Source organism: Mesorhizobium sp. M0761 (assembly GCF_040320205.1).
Lineage (GTDB): Bacteria > Pseudomonadota > Alphaproteobacteria > Rhizobiales > Rhizobiaceae > Mesorhizobium.
Window position 1 is genome coordinate 245,728 of sequence record NZ_JAMYPF010000001.1, and the last position, 19,049, is coordinate 264,776.

At 63.7% G+C, this 19,049-nt stretch carries 13 protein-coding genes; 12 read left to right on the forward strand and 1 reads right to left on the reverse strand.

Annotated elements, in window-relative coordinates:
- Positions 1 to 92 precede the first annotated feature (92 nt).
- From NKI32_RS01225 to amaB, 11 genes are all read left to right on the forward strand, one after another.
- On the forward strand, positions 93 to 1,289 hold the full coding sequence (locus tag NKI32_RS01225) for an acyl-CoA dehydrogenase (RefSeq protein WP_353001574.1): 1,197 nt from the start codon (positions 93 to 95) through the stop codon (positions 1,287 to 1,289).
- Positions 1,290 to 1,537: 248 nt separating this feature from the next.
- The gene (locus NKI32_RS01230; protein WP_353001577.1) at positions 1,538 to 4,897 is read left to right on the forward strand and encodes a transglutaminase family protein; all 3,360 of its coding nucleotides are present in this window, start codon (positions 1,538 to 1,540) and stop codon (positions 4,895 to 4,897) included.
- 6 nt (positions 4,898 to 4,903) lie between these two features.
- The gene (locus NKI32_RS01235) at positions 4,904 to 7,315 is read left to right on the forward strand and encodes a circularly permuted type 2 ATP-grasp protein (RefSeq protein ID WP_353001578.1); all 2,412 of its coding nucleotides are present in this window, start codon (positions 4,904 to 4,906) and stop codon (positions 7,313 to 7,315) included.
- A gap of 1 nt (position 7,316) precedes the next feature.
- Complete coding sequence (locus tag NKI32_RS01240) at positions 7,317 to 8,201, forward strand: transglutaminase family protein (RefSeq protein WP_023683456.1); 885 nt, start codon at positions 7,317 to 7,319, stop codon at positions 8,199 to 8,201.
- 101 nt (positions 8,202 to 8,302) lie between these two features.
- Positions 8,303 to 9,238 carry a glycosyltransferase family 2 protein gene (locus NKI32_RS01245; protein ID WP_023686317.1) on the forward strand — a complete coding sequence of 312 codons (936 nt, stop codon included), beginning with the start codon at positions 8,303 to 8,305 and terminating at the stop codon, positions 9,236 to 9,238.
- Complete coding sequence (locus NKI32_RS01250; protein WP_023707661.1) at positions 9,231 to 10,109, forward strand: glycosyltransferase family 2 protein; 879 nt, start codon at positions 9,231 to 9,233, stop codon at positions 10,107 to 10,109. The genes NKI32_RS01245 and NKI32_RS01250 overlap by 8 nt, the downstream gene beginning before the upstream one ends.
- Positions 10,106 to 10,867, forward strand: a complete 762-nt coding sequence (locus NKI32_RS01255) for a hypothetical protein (RefSeq protein ID WP_023686315.1) — start codon at positions 10,106 to 10,108, stop codon at positions 10,865 to 10,867. The genes NKI32_RS01250 and NKI32_RS01255 overlap by 4 nt, the downstream gene beginning before the upstream one ends.
- Before the next feature lie 63 nt (positions 10,868 to 10,930).
- Positions 10,931 to 12,031 carry a DNA topoisomerase IB gene (locus NKI32_RS01260; RefSeq protein ID WP_023703952.1) on the forward strand — a complete coding sequence of 367 codons (1,101 nt, stop codon included), beginning with the start codon at positions 10,931 to 10,933 and terminating at the stop codon, positions 12,029 to 12,031.
- 82 nt (positions 12,032 to 12,113) lie between these two features.
- Positions 12,114 to 12,488, forward strand: coding sequence for a YciI family protein (locus NKI32_RS01265; RefSeq protein ID WP_023671781.1), 375 nt, complete (start codon positions 12,114 to 12,116; stop codon positions 12,486 to 12,488).
- Complete coding sequence (locus tag NKI32_RS01270; RefSeq protein WP_023683451.1) at positions 12,485 to 13,759, forward strand: RNA polymerase sigma factor; 1,275 nt, start codon at positions 12,485 to 12,487, stop codon at positions 13,757 to 13,759. Before NKI32_RS01265 ends, NKI32_RS01270 begins: the two co-directional genes overlap by 4 nt.
- A 174-nt stretch (positions 13,760 to 13,933) precedes the next feature.
- Positions 13,934 to 15,448, forward strand: a complete 1,515-nt coding sequence (amaB, locus tag NKI32_RS01275) for an L-piperidine-6-carboxylate dehydrogenase (protein ID WP_353001580.1) — start codon at positions 13,934 to 13,936, stop codon at positions 15,446 to 15,448.
- Between the two features lie 207 nt (positions 15,449 to 15,655).
- Here the strand turns inward: amaB and NKI32_RS01280 are convergent, their stop codons facing one another.
- Positions 15,656 to 16,525, reverse strand: a complete 870-nt coding sequence (locus NKI32_RS01280) for a hypothetical protein (protein WP_352650618.1) — start codon at positions 16,523 to 16,525, stop codon at positions 15,656 to 15,658.
- A 584-nt stretch (positions 16,526 to 17,109) separates the two neighbouring features.
- Here NKI32_RS01280 and asnB point away from each other — a divergent pair.
- Positions 17,110 to 19,047 (forward strand): asparagine synthase (glutamine-hydrolyzing), encoded by a 1,938-nt coding sequence (gene asnB / locus NKI32_RS01285; RefSeq protein WP_353001582.1) that lies wholly within the window; start codon positions 17,110 to 17,112, stop codon positions 19,045 to 19,047.
- Positions 19,048 to 19,049: the final 2 nt, after the last annotated feature.

A 19,049-nucleotide genomic window follows, 5' to 3' on the forward strand; every position in this document is an offset into this window, starting at 1 on the left:
CCTCATTGATCGGTGATGCAATTTTGTTTGATTTTTCCGAAGCGAAGGCGGATAAGCCCGAGCACTTCAAGATTTTGGGAGAGAGCGAAGCCATGGCCGCCGACAAGAACGCGTTCGTTTGGGAAGACCCCTTCCTGATCGAGAACCAGCTTTCCGAGGATGAGCGCATGGTGCGCGATGGCGCGGCCGCCTTTGCCGCCGACAAGCTCGCGCCGCGCATCGAGGAGGCCTATCTCGAGGAAAAGACCGATGCCGGCATCTTTCGCGAGATGGGCGAGGCCGGCCTGCTCGGCATCACCATCCCTGAGGAATATGGCGGGCTCGGCGCCAATTACGTCACCTACGGGTTGGTGGCGCGCGAGGTCGAGCGGGTCGATTCCGGCTACCGCTCGATGATGTCGGTGCAATCGTCGCTGGTGATGTACCCCATCCATGCCTATGGCACGGAAGAGCAGCGCAAGAGATACCTGCCGAAGCTGGCTTCGGGCGAATGGATCGGCTGTTTTGGCCTGACCGAGCCGGATGCCGGTTCCGATCCGGGCGGCATGAAGACGCGGGCCGAGAAGACGGCGAACGGCTACAAGATTTCCGGCTCGAAAATGTGGATATCCAACGCGCCGATCGCCGACGTGTTCGTGGTCTGGGCGAAGCTGAAGGGCGACAACGGCAAGGACGAAATCCGCGGTTTCGTGCTGGAGAAGGGCATGAAGGGGCTGTCGGCGCCGAGGATCGGCGGCAAGCTCAGCCTTAGGGCCTCGATCACCGGCGAGGTGGTGATGGAAGGCGTCGAGGTTGGCGAAGACGCGCTGCTGCCCAACGCCAGGGGCCTCGGCGGCCCATTCGGCTGCCTCAACCGGGCCCGCTACGGCATTTCCTGGGGCGCGATGGGCGCCGCCGAGGATTGCTGGCACCGGGCCCGGCAGTATGGACTCGACCGCAAGCAGTTCGGCAAGCCGCTCGCCGGCACGCAGCTGTTCCAGAAAAAGCTCGCCGACATGCAGACCGAGATCGCGCTGGGCCTGCAGGGCTCGCTGCGCGTCGGGCGGCTGATGGATGAAGGCAAGATGGCCCCGGAAATGATCTCGATCGTCAAGCGCAACAATTGCGGCAAGGCGCTCGACATCGCCCGCCAGGCCCGCGACATGCATGGCGGCAACGGCATCCAGATCGGCTACCACGTCATGCGCCACGCGCAGAACCTGGAGACGGTCAACACCTATGAAGGCACGCATGACGTGCATGCGCTGATCCTTGGCAGGGCTCAGACGGGGATACAGGCGTTTTTCTAAGCTGTGCCGAATTCAAGTGAGGCCGGCCTGCAAATGGCCGATACCTGCGCTTCCGGTGCTCGCGTACCAAAAGTACGCTCTGCTCCGGTTCTCGGTATCAGCCATTTTCGACTCGGCCTGACCTGAATCTCGACACAGCGTAGCCGGCTTCGGCTGCTTAATTTAGGTGCAGCGCAACATCTCTGCTTGGAGAATGGCCAATAGATGTGTCAGGGTTCGGCTGAAGAAACGCCGATCTCCGGGGCCCCATGGCAATACTGGCAGCCGTCTACCACCTGACCCATTACAAATATGACCGGCCGGTGGTTCTCGGGCCCCAGGTCATCAGGCTGCAGCCGGCACCGCATTCCCGCACCAAGGTGCTCAGCCATTCGCTGAAGGTCGGGCCGGCGAACCACTTCGTCAATCTGCAGCAGGACCCCTACGGCAATTTCCTGGCCCGCTTCGTCTTCCCGGAACCAGTGACGGAATTGAAGATCGAGGTCGACCTCGTCGCCGACATGACGGTCTACAATCCGTTCGATTTCTTCGTCGAGCCATCGGCCGAGACCTTCCCGTTCGAGTACCCCGAAGACATCAGGGACGATCTCGCCATCTACCGCACGCCGGAGCCGGCGGGGCCGCTGCTGTCTGCTTTCCTCGCAACCATCGACCGTAGCGCCACCAACACCGTCAATTTCGTCGTCGACCTCAATGCGCGGCTGCAGCGGGAGATCGCTTATATCGTGCGGATGGAAACCGGCGTGTTCTCGCCGGAGGAAACGCTGGCCGCGAAAAAGGGATCGTGCCGGGATTCGAGCTGGCTGCTGGTGCAAATCCTCAGGAATCTCGGCCTCGCCGCGCGTTTCGTCTCCGGCTATCTGATCCAGCTGAAGCCCGATCTGGTCGCGCTCGATGGCCCAGCCGGAACCGCTGTCGATTTCACCGACCTGCACGCCTGGTGCGAGGTCTATCTGCCGGGCGCCGGCTGGATCGGCTTCGATCCGACGTCCGGCCTGCTCACCGGCGAAAGCCATGTGCCGCTGGCGGCCACGCCGCATTTCCGCAACGCCGCGCCCATTTCCGGCATGGCGAGCTTTGCCAATGTCGAGTTCGGCTTCGACATGCGTGTCGACCGCATTGCCGAACATCCGCGAATCACCAAGCCATTCTCGGACGAAAGCTGGCAGGCGCTGGATGCGCTGGGCAACAAGGTCGACGCCGCACTTCAAGCGGGTGATGTCAGGCTGACCATGGGCGGCGAGCCGACCTTTGTGTCGATCGACGATTTCGAGTCCGCCGAGTGGAACACCGCCGCCGTCGGCCCGACCAAGCGCGAAAAGGCCGATGCGCTGATCCGTAAATTGCGCGAACGCTTCGCGCCGGGCGGCTTCCTCCATTACGGCCAGGGCAAGTGGTATCCGGGCGAAAGCCTGCCGCGTTGGACCTTTTCGCTCTATTGGCGCACCGATGGCCAGCCGGTATGGAGCGATCCGTCGCTGATCGCGCGCGAAAAGAGCGATGCGAAGGTCGGGCCGCAGCAGGCGGAAAACCTGCTGACGGCAATCGCCGGCGAACTCGGCATCGACAAGGCGATGGTCAGCGAGGCCTATGAGGACCCGGCCGAATGGCTGCTGAAGGAAGGTAAGCTGCCCGACAATGTCGATCCGTCCAACTCCAAACTGGAAGACCCCGAAGAGCGCAGCCGCATGGCGAAAGTGTTCGAGCGCGGGCTGACCAAGCCATCCGGCTATGTGCTGCCGGTCCAGCGCTGGAACAGCCAGGCATCGGACCCGCGCTGGCGCTCGGAGAAATGGAAGACGCGGCGCGGGCGGCTGTTCCTGGTGCCGGGCGATTCCCCCGTCGGCTACCGCCTGCCGCTGGGCACGCTGCCTTATGTGCCGCCGGCACAGTTCCCCTATATCGTGCCGGTCGATCCGTCGCTGCCGCGTGGACCGCTGCCGGCGCGGGAAGCCATACTGCCAGAACCGGCTCCGGCCGAACTGGAAGGCGCCGACGAGATGGCGCGGCGCCAGCAGGCGGTATCGTTCACTGCGACGACCGGCCAGCAAGACCGGGTGGAGCAGGAGATCACCGAGATCGGCGGCGCGGTGCGTACAGCACTTTCGGTCGAGCCGCGCGACGGGCGGCTTTGCGTGTTCATGCCGCCGGTCGAGGCGCTGGAAGATTATCTCGAACTGGTCGCAGCCGCAGAAAACGCGGCCAAGTCGATCCGCCTTCCCGTGCATATCGAAGGCTATGGACCGCCGCACGATCCGCGCCTCAACGTTATCAGGGTGGCACCCGATCCCGGCGTCATCGAGGTCAACATCCATCCGGCTGCCAACTGGCAGGACTGCGTGGCGACGACGACGGCGATCTACGAGGAAGCACGGCAGACGCGGCTTGGCGCCGACAAGTTCATGATCGACGGCCGCCACACCGGTACCGGCGGGGGCAACCATGTCGTCGTCGGCGGCGCGACGCCCAATGACAGCCCGTTCCTGCGCCGGCCTGATCTGTTGAAGAGCCTGGTGCTGCAATGGCAGCGGCGCCCGTCGCTGTCCTATCTATTCTCCGGCCTGTTCATCGGCCCGACCAGCCAGGCGCCGCGCTTCGACGAGGCGCGGCACGATTCGCTTTACGAACTCGAGATCGCGATGGCGCAGGTGCCGCATCCGGGCCAGGGCAACCCACCGCTGCCTTGGCTGGTCGACCGACTGTTCCGAAATCTGTTGACTGACGTCACCGGTAATACGCACCGCTCGGAAATCTGCATCGACAAGCTGTTTTCACCCGATGGCCCAACCGGCCGGCTTGGGCTTGTTGAGTTCCGCGGTTTCGAGATGCCGCCCAATGCGCGCATGTCGCTGGCGCAGCAATTGCTGGTACGCGCCATCATCGCCCGTGCGTGGAACAACCCGCTTGATGGCCGCTTCGTGCGCTGGGGCACCTCCCTCCATGACCGTTTCATGCTGCCGCATTATGTCTGGGCGGATTTCCTCGACATGCTCGACGACCTCAAGCTCAACGGTTTCGAATTCCGGCCGGAATGGTTCGATGCCCAGCTGGAGTTCCGCTTTCCGTTCTGCGGCGAAGTCCAGCATGCCGGCATCAAGCTGGAACTGCGGCAGGCGCTGGAGCCGTGGCATGTGATGGGTGAGCAAGGCGCCATCGGCGGCACCGTGCGCTTCGTCGATTCCTCGGTCGAACGGCTGCAGGTCAGGACCGAAGGCCTCAACCCGGAACGTCATGCCATTGTCTGCAATGGCCGAATCGTGCCGATGAAGGTCACCGACAATCGCGAGGTCGCGGTGGCCGGTGTGCGCTTCAAGGCCTGGCAGCCTTCGTCGGGCCTGCATCCGGCGCTGCCGGTCAACACGCCTTTGGTCTTCGACATTTACGACCGTTGGTCGGGGCGGGCGGTGGGCGGCTGCGTCTACCATGTCGCGCATCCAGGTGGGCGCAGCTACGACACGTTCCCGGTCAACGGCAATGAGGCCGAGGCGAGGCGTCTCGCCCGCTTCGAGCCGCGCGGCCATACGCCGTCGGCCTATGTGCTGCGCAATGAAGAAGCCTCTGAAGACTTCCCCATGACCCTTGACCTCAGGCGGCCAGCAAGACTCTGATCAGCGATGGCAAAGGGGAATCAGAAAAAGATACGCGGCAAGCCGCTGAGGCACAGTCTGCTGGAGCACTACCAGCCGATTGACGGCGTCGTCGACGAGATGGTCGATGCTTCGGGCCGTCCGCGTCCGGCCTGGGCACCCTTCATCGAGGCGTTGGAGGAACTAGGCCCGGAAAAGCTCGGCCAGCGCTTTGCCCGCGCCGACCAGTATCTGCGCGACGCCGGGGTTTATTACCGCGTCTATGACAAGGCCGGCGCCAATGAGCGCGAATGGCCGCTGGCGCATATCCCGCTGCTGATCGAAGACAAGGAATGGGCCGGGATCAGCGCCGGTCTCGTCCAGCGCGCCGACCTTTTCGAGGAGATAGTCGCTGATATCTATGGCCCGAACCGGCTGATCGAGAAGGGAATCCTGCCGGCAGGCCTGATTGCGGCGAGCCCCGAATATTTGCGCCCCGTCGTCGGCACCATGCCGGCCAGCGGTCATTTCCTGCATTTTTGCGCCTTCGAGCTCGGCCGTGGACCGGATGGAAGCTGGTGGGTGCTGGGCGACCGCACGCAGGCACCGTCGGGCGCCGGCTTTGCGCTGGAAAACCGCGTCGCCACGACGCGGGCTTTGTCCGACATCTATGGCGAGATGCATGTGCATCGCCTGGCCGGTTTCTTCCGTCGCTTTCGCGATGCTCTGATCGGCATGGCGAAGGAGAATGACGGCCGCGTCGCCATTCTGACGCCGGGGCCGCTCAACGAGACCTATTATGAGCACGCCTATATCGCCCGCTATCTCGGCATCATGCTGCTCGAGGGCGAGGATCTGACCGTCGCCGGCGGCAAGCTGATGGTGCGCACGGTTTCGGGGCTGATGCCGATCAGCGTGCTGTGGCGGCGGCTCGATGCCGCCTTCGCCGATCCGCTGGAACTGCGGCCAGACTCGCATATCGGCACCCCGGGGCTGGTCGAGGCGATCCGCCGCGGCACGGTTTCGACGGTCAATGCGCTGGGTTCGGGCTTGATGGAAACCCGGGCGCTGCTCGCTTTCCTGCCGAAGATTTCGCGCGCATTGCGCGGCGAAGAACTTCTGTTGCCAAGCGTGGCGACCTGGTGGTGCGGGCAAGCAACCGAACGGGCCCATGTGCTTGCCAATATCGATCGCATGGTGATCGGTCCGGCGCTGTCGACGCGGCTGGCCTTTGAGGATGACGGCCAGACCAGGCTCGGTTCGGCACTGACGCCGGAGGAACGCATCGCGCTGATCGCGCGCATCGAGAGCGATGGCAGCGGTTTCGTCGGCCAGGAAGCGGTGACGCTGTCGACGACGCCGGTCTATGTCGGCGGCTGGCTGGAGCCACGGCCGGCAAGCCTGCGCGTTTATCTCGCGCGCACGCCCGATGGCTGGACGGTAATGCCCGGCGGTTTCGCCCGTGTCGGCCTTTCGCTCGACCCGACGGCCATCGCCATGCAGCGCGGCGGCCAGGCGGCCGACGTCTGGGTGGTCAGCGACCGGTCGGTCGAGCGCGAGACGCTGCTGCCGCAGGAGCATGACAGCTTCGTCCGCACCATGCCGGGCAGCCTGCCCAGCCGCGCGGCGGAAAACCTGACCTGGCTCGGCCGCTATATCGAGCGTTCGGAAGATACGGTGCGTATCCTGCGCGCCTATCATGTGCGGCTGGCCGAGACGTCCGATCCTGACATGCTGCTGCTCGCCGATATCAGGGACTATCTCGAACCCTTCGGCATCGATCTCGAAGCGGCCATTCCGCCCGGATTGATCGGCACGCTGGACAGCGCCGTCTACAGCGCCGGACAGATCCGCGACCGCTTTTCGCCCGATGGCTGGCTGGCGCTGAAGGACCTGTCGAAGACCATTCATCAGTTCGCCACCACGGTGGCGCCGGGTGACGACGCGACACGGGCGATGACGGTCATGCTGCGCAAGCTCGCCGGTTTCTCTGGCCTGTTGCACGAGAATATGTACCGTTTCACCGGCTGGCGTTTCCTCGAGATCGGCCGGCGGATCGAGCGCGGCATCCAGATCGCCCGTACGCTAGCCCGACTGACAAGGTCCGGTGCGCCGGACGGCTCGCTCGACATGATGCTGGAGATCGGCGACAGCGTCATGACCCACCGCCGGCAATATCCGGTGCGGGCCGGACGGCGCACGGTGATCGACCTCTTGGCGCTCGACCCACTCAACCCGCGCTCGATCCTGTTCCAGCTCGAACGGCTGAAGGCGGAGATCGGCCTGTTGCCATCGGTTGGGCCGGAGGGGCATATGTCGGTCGCGGCCAAGGAAATCCTGCAGCTCAACACGGCAATTGCCGTCATGGAGCCATCGGAGATGTCGGCGGAGGTGCTGGACGATCTCGCAACTGAGATCGGCAACCTCTATAGCAGCCTGGCTAAAGCGTATTTCGGTTAACATGCTGTACGATATCAGGCTTCATCTCAGCTACGATTATGACGCCGCGGCCGGTGGCAGCCGGCATCAGGTGCGTGTATTGCCGCCGACCATTGCCGGCGTGCAGCGCGTGATCGCGGCCTCGCTTTCGTTTGTGCCGACCCCATCGGAGCGCACGGATTTTGCCGATTTCTTCGGCAACAATGTCACCGCGATCGCCTTTCGCGACGTCCATGACGGGCTCGACATCAGAATGAGCGCGCGCGTGTCGGTGTCACGGCCGGAGCCTGGGCTCGACGTGTCGCCCGATCTGCAGCGCCTGCGGGAAGAACTCGGCGCCGTACGGTCACTGGCGCCGGATGCACCGCATCACTTTCTCGCCGCCAGCGATCATGCCGGCATCGATGCGGCGATCACCGCCTATGCCCGCGACAGCGCCGGCGGCTCGACGGTCGGCATGGCCATCGATCTGTGCAACCGCATCCACCGCGACTTCACCTATGACGGGGAAGCGACCACGGTGCGTACCGGGGCCAGCGATGCCTTCCGTTTGAAGCGGGGCGTGTGCCAGGACTTCTCCCACATCATGATCGCCGGCCTGCGCGGGCTAGGTATTCCTGCGGGTTATGTCAGCGGCTTCCTGCGCACCATTCCCCCGAAAGGGAAGCCGCGGCTCGAAGGCGCCGATGCCATGCATGCCTGGGTCAAGGTGTGGTGTGGGCGCGATGCCGGCTGGCAGGAATTCGACCCGACCAATGGCATGCGGGCCAGCAACGACCACATCACCGTTGGCTATGGCCGCGACTATTCCGACGTGGCTCCGATCGTCGGCGTGCTGAAAACCACCGGCGGCCAGGTCGGCGACCAGGCCGTCGACGTCATCCCGGTCGCGCTCGAGAAGGCCTGACAGCCTCGAAGCACAGCTTCTCAACAACGGCCATGCCCGTTATGCTCGGTCGAAACTTCGGGGAGGATCGGTCGGCAGGCATGCTGATGCGGAGTTCGGTATTGACGGCAATCAGTGTCATCATCCCGGCGCACAATGCGGCGGCAACCATTGCGGCCACGCTGGCCTCGCTTCGTTCCGAAGCCGAGGTTATCGGCGAGGTGCTGCTGGTCGACGATTCCTCCTCGGACGGGACGGCAGAAGCCGCGCTGAATGCCGCCACGCAATTCTCGTTGCCGTTGCGCGTGCTCAAGAGCAGCTGCCGGGACGCGGGCGGCTCCCGCAATGTGGCGCTGGCGCAGGCGCAATGCTCCTGGATCTACCTGATCGACGCCGACGACTTGCATCTGGAGGGCGGGCTGCGGTCGATGCTGGTCCGGGCGGGGGAGCAACCGGCCGCCGACATGGTGATCGGCGCCTACCGTCGGCGCACCGATGGCGAGAACCGGAACCTCAAGCTTCCAGCCGGCTACATAGAAGACGGTATAGCCAATGCCTCGGCCTATCTGGAAGGTCACATTCGCTCGATCGCCGTGGGCAGTGCGCTGGTTTCCCGGCGGGTCGTCGGCGACACGCGCTTCCCGACCGGGCTTGCCTATGACGAGGACACGCTGTTCTGGTCCAGGCTGATGGGCAGGGCGTCGCTTGCCCTGATCGTGCATCCCGTCATGATCTACCACGTTTCGGCAGTGCGTTCTGATGATCGCTTCATCACCAGGCCGGTGCGCCGCTTTCTCGACTGGCGGCTGGCGCTGCGCGAGCTGACTGACTGTGGCATCCCACTGTCGTCGCTAAAGACCAGGGAGGGGCTGGTCGCCCTCAAGATCGCCCGGGTTCACTATGCGCGCGGTGATCTGGAGACGGCGGCGCGGTTCCTGAGGATCGCGGCGGCGGCGCCGAAGGTGCGGTCGAACACCTGGCGCTGCAGGCGCTACCAGCTGAAGCTGGCGCTGCGGCGCTGGTTTTCCTCTCCGCGCGTCCAGTTGCAACGTGCCTGAATCAGCCCCGCCGCAGCTTGCCGTCATTGTCATCGGCTATCGCGCGCCGGCTCAAATCGTCGAGGCGGTGACATCCCTGCTGGATCAGGATGAGCCGCTCGAGATCATGGTGGTCAACTCGGGCGGAGGCGAGGTCATGGCGCTGCTGACCGGCGCCGGGGTCAAGGTGCCAGTGATCGAGGTCGGTCGAAGGCTGTTTGTAGGCGCAGCCCGCAATCTCGGCATTGCGGCCACCAAAGCGCCTTTCGTTGCCTTTCTTGCCGATGATTGCCTCGCCTGTTCGGGCTGGGCCGAGGCACGGATGCAGCGGCATCTGGCTGGCGACCGCGCCGTGGCGAGCGCGATGGTGAATAGCCATCCGCGCAATCTGATCGCCTGTGCGGCTCATCTGATCATGTTCATGCGACGGCTTCCCGGTCTGCCGTCGGATCGTGCGCTGCGTTACGGCGTGTCGTTCGATCGGCGGCTGTTCGATGAATATGGCTTGTTCGATGAAACCATGCCTGCTGCCGAAGACACCGAATTCCTGGGGCGCCTGCCGCAGGAACTGCAGCCGGTCTGGGAGCCTAAGGTACAAACCGTTCATCGCAACGAAACCCGGCTGTCCAGATTGCTTGCCGATCAGTACAGGCGCGGCTGTCGCCGCGGCGATTACCTCGCAGCGTTCGCCCTGAACACTCCGTTTCGGTGTTTTCGCGACACGTTTCGCGATCGGCGGAATGCCCGCAAGCTGGCGAAGATCGGGCTTTCCGAGCGGGATCGAACTTTCGCGATGATGTCGATGCCAATTGTCTGGCTTGCCCTGCTGGTCAAATCCGTGGGTGTCTATATTGGCGTGCGAAATCGCGTGAAAGCGGCAACAAGAAAATGATAACGAGCCAAATCAAGCCTCGACGCTGGCGACGGAGCCGACTGTTCTGGACGCGCCAGAGAACGGTCGCAGTTTTCAGCTATCGTTATGACGCGCATCTGGTTGCCGATCTGATCACCAATATCGATCCGGTCGTTGACGGCTGGATTGCCTATGACGATCGCGGGGCGACCGGCGTGTTCAGCAGCGAGCCGCAGCGGCGGCGGATCTTGCTCGACGCAGCGCATGAAGCTGCCGCCGACTGGATCCTGGCTATTGATCCCGATGAGCGGCTGGAACGCGGTACCGCGGAGCGGATCGGACAGCTGACGGGGGATTACAGGCGCATGGCCTGGGGGTTCCGGCTCCGCGAATTGTATTCGCCGACCGAGTACCGGGTCGACGGGCTGTGGGCCGAAAAGTTCCAGTATCGTCTGTTCAGAGCCTACGATCCGGCGAAGTACCGACCAGAGGACCTGCACGGGCTCTGGTATCCTCCCGATCTTGGTTTCAAGGCCCGCAACAGCGGGCTCAACCTCTATCATTTAAAGATGATGGAGCCGAAGCGGCGGATCGCCCGCCGCAATCTCTACCACCACCTTGATCCAAAGGGGCTCCTGCAGGATGTGGGCTATGACTACCTTGCCGATGAGGCAGGGGCCGTGTTCGAACAGATTCCGCCCGGGCGCGACTACCATCCGCCTCACGTCGACGATGGCGGCCTCTGGATGGCCGTGCCGGCTGGTGCCACCATTGGTGGACCCGACCACATTCCATAGCAACGGGGTGGAACCAGCAGTCCGCTTGGCGCTTATCTACGAGAAAAATTTCGTGGAGCGGGCATGCTTGACAAATCTGGGACGCCATCCGGCCGGTCGGCTGCCGGACAGGGGGACGATGGAGCGCCGAAGAACGGCGCGCAGACCGCTGCCGAACAGGCCTCGCTCACCTATATCAGCGACAGCGAGCCGGGGATCCGGCGCCTGAAGGCGGGCGAAGGCTTTTCCTACAAGGGCGCGAAAGGACAGGCCGTCGGCGCGGCAGCCATTGCCCGCATCAAGGCGCTGGCCATTCCGCCGGCATGGACGGATGTGTGGATCTCGCCCGATCCCGCCGGCCACATCCAGGCGACCGGCCGCGACCAGCGCGGGCGCAAACAGTACCGCTACCATCCGCTGTGGGCCGCCGAGCGCGACGGCGCCAAATACTCCAGCCTTGTCGCCTTTGCCGAAAGCCTGCCGGAGCTGCGCCGCCGGATCGATGCCGATCTGCGCCGCCGTGGCCTGCCGGCCGAGCGCGTCGTGGCGGCAATTGTCTGGCTGCTCGACAACACGATGATCCGGGTCGGCAATGCCGCCTATGCCCGCGACAACAAGAGCTTTGGGCTGACGACGCTGCGCGACCGCCACGTCGACATCAAGGGATCCAGCCTGCGCTTTGCCTTCAAGGGCAAGTCCGGCAAGGAATGGAAGTTGAAGCTGGTCGACCGCCGCATCGCCCGGGTCGTGCGCGGCGCGCAGGATATTCCGGGGCAGCAACTGTTCCAATATCTCGACGAGGACGGCGAGAGGCATGGAGTGCGTTCCGACGATGTCAACCGCTATATCCGCGACGCGATCGGCGCCAATTTCAGCTCCAAGCATTTCCGCACCTGGGGCGGCACCATCCATGCCGCGTCGCTGTTTGCGCGGACGGAGCTTCCCGAAAGCCAGGCGCAGACCAAGCGTGTGATGAACGCGGTCATCGACAAGGTGGCCGAGCGGCTCGGCAACACACGCGCCGTCTGCCGCAAATGCTACATCCATCCACAGGTTTTCGAAGCCTGGGTGGAAGGGCGGCTGCTTAGCGAAATGACCGAGGCCAACAAGCGCAAGCGATCGATAGACGGTCTCGATGATGAAGAGGCTCTTGTGCTGAGATGGTTGAAGGCAAGCGAAGGCTGACAAAAATGGCGTAACTTTTTTGTCGACGCCATGTCGGCACAGGCCCTACTGTTTCGTCCTTTGAGACAGAAAAGGACGTCCCATGCTCTACGCTATCCTCTGCTATGCCTCCGAAGATGTCGTCTCCTCCTGGAGCAAGGCACAGGATGACGAGGTCATGGCAAAGCTCATGCATGTGCAGGAAAAATACGCTCAAGCCGGCCGGCTTGGGCCGGTGGCGCGGCTTTTGCCCACCACCGCCGCGACGACGCTGCGCAAGGTCAAGGGCGAATCGGTCGTCATCGACGGCCCGTTTGCCGAGACCAAGGAACAGTTCCTCGGCTTCTACACGCTGGAATGCGCCGATCTCGACGAAGCCGTCGACTTCGCGCGCGAGCTTTCCGAGGTCAATCCCAGCGGCGGATCCTATGAGATCCGACCGGTTTCCGTCTTCAACCCAACCAGAGTAGCCACATGACAGACCTCGCCTGGATAAGCTCGGCGATCAGCGCTGCCCGCCCGCAGGCTATGGGTGCGCTGCTGCGCTATTTCCGCAATCTCGATACGGCGGAGGAAGCTTTCCAGGACGCGTGCCTGAGGGCACTCAAGAACTGGCCGCAGAACGGGCCGCCGCGCGATCCTGCGGCCTGGCTGATCTTTGTCGGCCGCAACACCGGCATCGACGCGGTGCGCAAGCGCGCCAAGCAGGCGCCGATGCCGGAAGAGGACCAGATCTCGGACCTGGAAGATGCCGAGAGCGATATCGCCGAACGGCTGGACGGCGCGCACTACCGCGATGACATATTGCGGCTCTTGTTCATCTGCTGCCATCCGGATCTGCCGCCTACGCAGCAGATCGCGGTGGCGCTGCGCATCGTCTCCGGTCTCACCGTCAAGCAGATCGCGCGTGCGTTCCTGGTCGGCGAAAGCGCCATGGAACAGCGCATCACGCGCGCCAAGGCGCGCATTGCCGATGCCGGCGTGCCGTTCGAGACGCCCGGCGCGGTCGAGCGCTCGGAGCGGCTCGGCGCCGTTGCCGCCATGGTCTATCTGATCTTCAACGAAGGTTATTCCACCAACAGCGGCGAGGCGCCGGCGCGTGCGCCGCTTTGCGAGGAGGCGATCCGGCTGGCGCGCCTGTTGCTGCGGCTGTTCCAGACCGAGCCGGAGATCATGGGCCTGACGGCATTGCTTTTGCTGCAGCATGCGCGCGCGCCGGCCCGCTTCGACGAGAATGGCGAGATCGTGCTGCTCGACGACCAGGACCGCTCGCTGTGGAGCCGCAAGATGATCGACGAAGGCCTGGCGCTGGTCGACAAGGCCCTGCGCCACCAGAAGCCCGGACCCTACCAGGTGCAGGCGGCGATCGCCGCCCTTCATGCGCGGGCGGCAACCCCCGAGGAGACCGACTGGACAGAGATCGACCTGCTCTACAGCCTGCTGGAGGCGATGCAACCTTCGCCGGTGGTGACGCTGAACCGTGCGGTTGCGGTCGCCAAGGTGCGCGGGCCGGAAGCTGCCCTTGCCATGATCGAGCCGCTTGGCGAGAGGCTGTCCGGCTATTTCCACTTCTTCGGCCTCAAGGGCGGTCTGTTGATGCAGCTCGGCCGTGGCGAAGAGGCGCGTGTCGCCTTCGATCGCGCCATTGCGTTGGCCAACACGGCAGCGGAAGCCGCCCATATCCGCATGCATATCGACCGGCTGATGCGAGACGGAGCCGTGAAGGCGCCGGCGAAGACAGCGCACTAAGCTGTTCCTCCTGTGGCTCAATCGTGCAATCCCGGCTTGGACCATGCCGGGGTGGCGATTTTCCCCTGAAACGAGTAATGGCACGCCATGACAGCGCCCGCGGCATGCGGGCGATAATGGCGCCAAGGCTCGACCGCCGCCCTATGATGGCGAGCGGATCTGAAAGGGATGAAAATGACGATAGCGAAGGAAACGGCCGAACTTCTGGCGAAACTGGGTGTGGCCAAGGACGCGCTGACCGGCGGCGACCTCGTCGTGCGCAGCCCGGTGACGGGTGAACAGATCGCGGCGCTGAAGACGATTTCGCCGGCCGATGCGGCCAAGACCATCGATGCCGCGCACACGGCGTTCCAGGCCTGGCGGATGGTGCCGGGTCCCCGGCGCGGCGAACTGGTGCGGCTGCTCGGCGAGGAGTTGCGCGCGCACAAAACCGAGCTTGGCCGGCTGGTGTCGATCGAGGTCGGCAAGATCCCGTCGGAAGGCCTCGGCGAAGTCCAGGAAATGATCGACATCTGCGATTTCGCCGTCGGCCTTTCCCGCCAGCTCTACGGTCTGACCATCGCCACCGAGCGTCCGGGACATCGCATGATGGAGACCTGGCATCCGCTCGGCGTCGTCGGCGTCATTTCGGCCTTCAATTTCCCGGTCGCGGTGTGGTCGTGGAACGCGGCGCTGGCGCTGGTCTGCGGCGACGCCGTGGTGTGGAAGCCTTCGGAAAAGACGCCGCTGACGGCGCTCGCCTGCGAGGCGATTTTTGCCGGCGCGGTCAAGCGCTTCGGCGCGGATGCGCCGCAGGGCCTGGCACCGGTGCTGATTGGCGACCGCTCCGTCGGCGAGATCCTGGTCGACCACCCGAAGGTGGCGCTGGTTTCGGCCACCGGCTCGACCCGCATGGGCCGGGATGTCGGCCCGCGTCTGGCCAAGCGCTTTGCCCGCGCCGTGCTCGAACTCGGCGGCAACAATGCCGGCATCGTCTGCCCGACCGCCGATCTCGACATGGCGCTGCGCGCCATCGCCTTTGGCGCCATGGGCACCGCCGGCCAGCGCTGCACGACGCTGCGGCGCCTGTTCGTGCATGACAGAGTCTATGACGCGCTGCTGCCGCGGCTGAAGAAGGCCTATGAGAGCGTCTCGGTCGGCAATCCGCTGGAGACGTCTTCGCTCGTCGGGCCGCTGATCGACAAGGCGGCCTTCGACGCCATGCAGAAGGCGCTCAAGGAAGCCACCGCTCACGGCGGCAAGCTGACCGGCGGTTCGCGGGTCGAGAATGGCCATCCCGATGCCTATTACGTGCATCCGGCGCTGGTCGAAATGCCGAAGCAGGTGGCTCCCGTCACCGAAGAAACCTTCGCGCCGATCCTCTACGTGATGAAATATTCCGATTTCGATGCCGTGCTCGACGAGCACAATGCGGTCGGCGCCGGACTGTCGTCGTCGATCTTCACCCGCGACCTGCAGGAATCCGAGCGCTTCCTCGGCGTCGATGGTTCGGATTGCGGCATCGCCAACGTCAACATCGGCACGTCGGGCGCCGAGATCGGCGGCGCCTTCGGCGGCGAGAAGGAAACCGGCGGCGGCCGCGAGAGCGGCTCCGATGCCTGGAAGGCCTATATGCGCCGCGCCACCAACACGGTGAACTATTCCAAGGCGCTGCCGCTGGCGCAGGGCGTGTCATTCGACATCGATTGAGATGCTGCGCCCGGCTTTTGACCAGTTGATCCACCCGAACCCGTCGGGCGGATCGCTGCCGCTCGCGCGGATCGTTCCGCTTTCAGGCTTCGCCCCCGCTGTCCAGATGTCCGTATCCCGACGGCGGAAAGGCCACCTCGGCCATGCGCCCGGACGGGTCCTCGCGGTCGGCACGATCGGCTGCGCAACAGCGTCTGCGCCGAACGTTCAGCCAGCGTGCGGCGACGCCGGTCGGCAGGCTTCGAACGCGGCATCGATAACGGCAAGCTTGGCGGCCTGGACGGTCATGTATTCCTGGTAGAAGCTGTTCGACACCCACATCACCGAATGCCCGCGCCGGCCCAGCCAGCCGACGCTGCCGAGCTTTTCGGCGTCGCGCAATTTGCGCGCAAGATGGGTGCGCGAGAGTTTTAGCCAACTGGCGAATTCGCCGATCGAAACCACGCTGGTCGGGATCCGGTCGAGGCCGGCATTGTCGGGATCGATGCCAGACATCAGCCAATCCATGACGATGCCGCCATTGTTGAGCCAGATGAACAGCGAAAACGTCTGCTTGGGCTCACGCACAGGGTTGGAGGAGAGCAGGCCCTCCGCCACCAGCGGCTGCAGCCTGGCAATCATGCCGTGCTGCTTGAGAAACGCGGCGAGGCGGTCGCCGCCGTCGAGACCGTCGAGCGTGCGCAGATGCGCAACCACCCAGCCATCGAATTCCTTCAGCGTCGCTGCCGTCACCTGAAAGGGATGGGCTCGTCCATCACCGGTGTGCGGCAGGTATTCGATGATGTGATAGTACAGCATCTCCTTGATGAAGGCTTCGGCCGTGTTGCGGCTGGCGACGGAATAGTGAAGCACGGCATCGATGAAGCGGGCCAGTGTCAGTTCCGTGCGGGGATCGCGCGGGTCGCGGGCGAAATGCAGGGCTAGGCCGGTGTGAGCCAGCAGCCAGCGCTGTTGCGTGGCGAACACGGCAGCCAGGCGTGGGCTCGTTTCATAGATATGCAGCAGCGCCTTCGACTGCGCCTCGACATGACGGTGCAGCGCCGGATGGCCGGCAATATATTCGAAATTCAGCGCCATCCTCCTCGTCCTCCGGCCAGCCCCCCGGCAGCGAAGACGTGCAATCACATTTCCAGCCTTAGCCGCCCGTGTCCAGCCATGCCAACCCGGACAAAAGGCCTAGAGCGATCAACCGTTCCACAGACAGGTTGAAACCCCCGTCATCTCTTGATTTCGAGGCAAATTGCTGCAGAAGCGCCGCGCGCTTCTGCAGAGAAAACCGTGTCACACTTTTTTGGAAATGCTCTGGTCCGTTCGCGCCCGGCGCGTGTCGGAAAACACTAAGCCGTTGCAAGCGTTGAAAAAACCTACCCCGATAATAGTCAGCCCAGCAGCCTGCGGTTGAATTTGCCTCAAGGTCGCCAGCACGTTGCGCGCGGCCCGTTTGTATCCAGGCGGTTCGCCACGTCGGAGCGCCTGGGCTATCGTTCCGGCTATTACGGCCGCAACCGCGAGGTGATGGAGAGCCATCGCGTCCTAGCCACGAAGACCACATCGTGGCAAACTCCTTGTTAACCACATGCTCGGTGAAAATATCGGATTAACCTCAGATGCCACTATCGAGGTTATGTTCCGTACCTTAGCGTTCAATATGAGTTCAAGGGATGTGTGGATTCGGGGGTTATTTCGGGTCAATCCGGGATGCGGAAGCTTTGCTCACGCACATGGTAGCCGCAATTGCCCATCGTGGGCCGGATGAGCAAGGGAAATTCGTAGCACCCGATGCCGGGCTCGGGCATGCGCGGCTGTCGGTGATCGGCATCGGCGATGGCCAGCAACCGATGTCCGACGAGGCCGGCAATTTGACGATTGCGTTCAACGGCGAGATTTTCAACTACATAGAACTGCGCGAAGGGCTGATCGCCAAGGGCCGGCACTTTCGGACCTCGAGCGACACAGAGGTCATCCTTCAGCTCTATGAGGAGATGGGCGAAGACTGCTTGTCTCTCCTGAACGGTGATTTCGCCTTGGCGATATGGGACAATCGGCAGCGACGAATGGTGCTTGCACGAGACCGGATGGGTGTCCGGCCGCTGTTCTACACAAGTAAGGACGGGGTGCTTTACTTTGCCTCGGAGATCAAAGCCCTGCTAAAGGTCCCGGGCGTCTCCGCTGAAATTGATCCGATTGCGCTGGATCAGATCTTTACGCTGTGGGCGCCGATCGCTCCGCGCACGGCGTTCCGCAATATCCACGAGTTGGAACCGGCAAGTGTGATGATCGCGACGCAGGGGCAGGTCACGGTCAAACGGTACTGGCACTTGGACTATCCGCATCGTGATGAGCCGTCGAAGATCACGAACGAGGACCACGCGGCAGAGGAATTGCAAGCCCTTCTGACCGATGCGGTGAGGCTTCGCATGCGGGCCGACGTGCCGGTCGGCTCCTATCTTTCCGGAGGGCTCGATTCCTCGCTTGTTTCGGCGCTTGCCGCCGGCATGACTCCTCGGAGACTGGAGACATTTTCCGTAACCTTCGACAGCGCCGAGCATGACGAAAGCGCCTTTCAGATCGAAATGGCCTCGGCGCTCGGCACGCGCCACCACGCCATAGAATGCGGCGCCCGCGATATCGCCAGCGTCTTTCCTGAGGTCATCCGCTTTGCCGAGCGGCCGATCATCCGCACGGCGCCAGCGCCACTCTACAAATTGTCCGCCCTGGTTCGCCAGGCCGGCCTGAAGGTGGTGCTGACGGGTGAAGGCGCCGACGAGGTCTTCGCCGGTTACGACGTCTTCAAGGAGGCGCGTGTCCGCCGGTTTTGCGGGCGGCAGCCCACATCGCGCATAAGGCCGCAGCTGTTCCGCCGGCTTTACCCGTATCTGCCGGGCCTGCAACAGCAATCGGTGGAGTATCTGGCTGCCTTCTTCGGCACCAGCAACGCTGCCCTCGACGATCCGCTGTTCTCGCATCGGCCACGCTTCAAGACCACGGCGGCGGCGAAAATCTTCTTTTCCGGCGACCTGCGCGCGACGTTGAAGGGTTATGACGCAGCTGAAGAGCTGACCAGCCGCCTACCCGAGGCGTTTTCCCTATGGCATCCGCTGCATCAGGCGCAATATCTCGAAACCCGCTTCCTCCTGCCCGGCTACATCCTCTCCAGCCAAGGCGATCGGATGGCCATGGCGCACGGCATCGAAGGGCGGTTTCCTTTCCTGGATCATCGCGTGGTAGAGTTCGCGGCAAGACTTCCGCCGGAGATGAAACTGAAAGGCTTGATGGAGAAGCACATATTGCGCAAGGTGGCCAGGCACCACCTTCCGGCGGCGATCGGTAAACGCACCAAGCAACCTTACCGCGCCCCGGAGGCCCGCTCCTTCGTCGGGGCGGAGGAACAAGACTATGTTCGTGACTGCCTGGGCGAGGCGAGCATTACCGCCGGCGGCCTGTTCAACGCCAAGGCGGTGGCCAAGCTCCACGAGAAATGCCGCATGGAGACCGCGACCGGATTTCGCGACAACGCCGCCTTCGTCGGCATTCTGTCGACGCAGCTGTGGCAGAAGAATTTCGCCGGCCAAGCGGTCGGCGCGGCAAGAGCGGCCTGAGA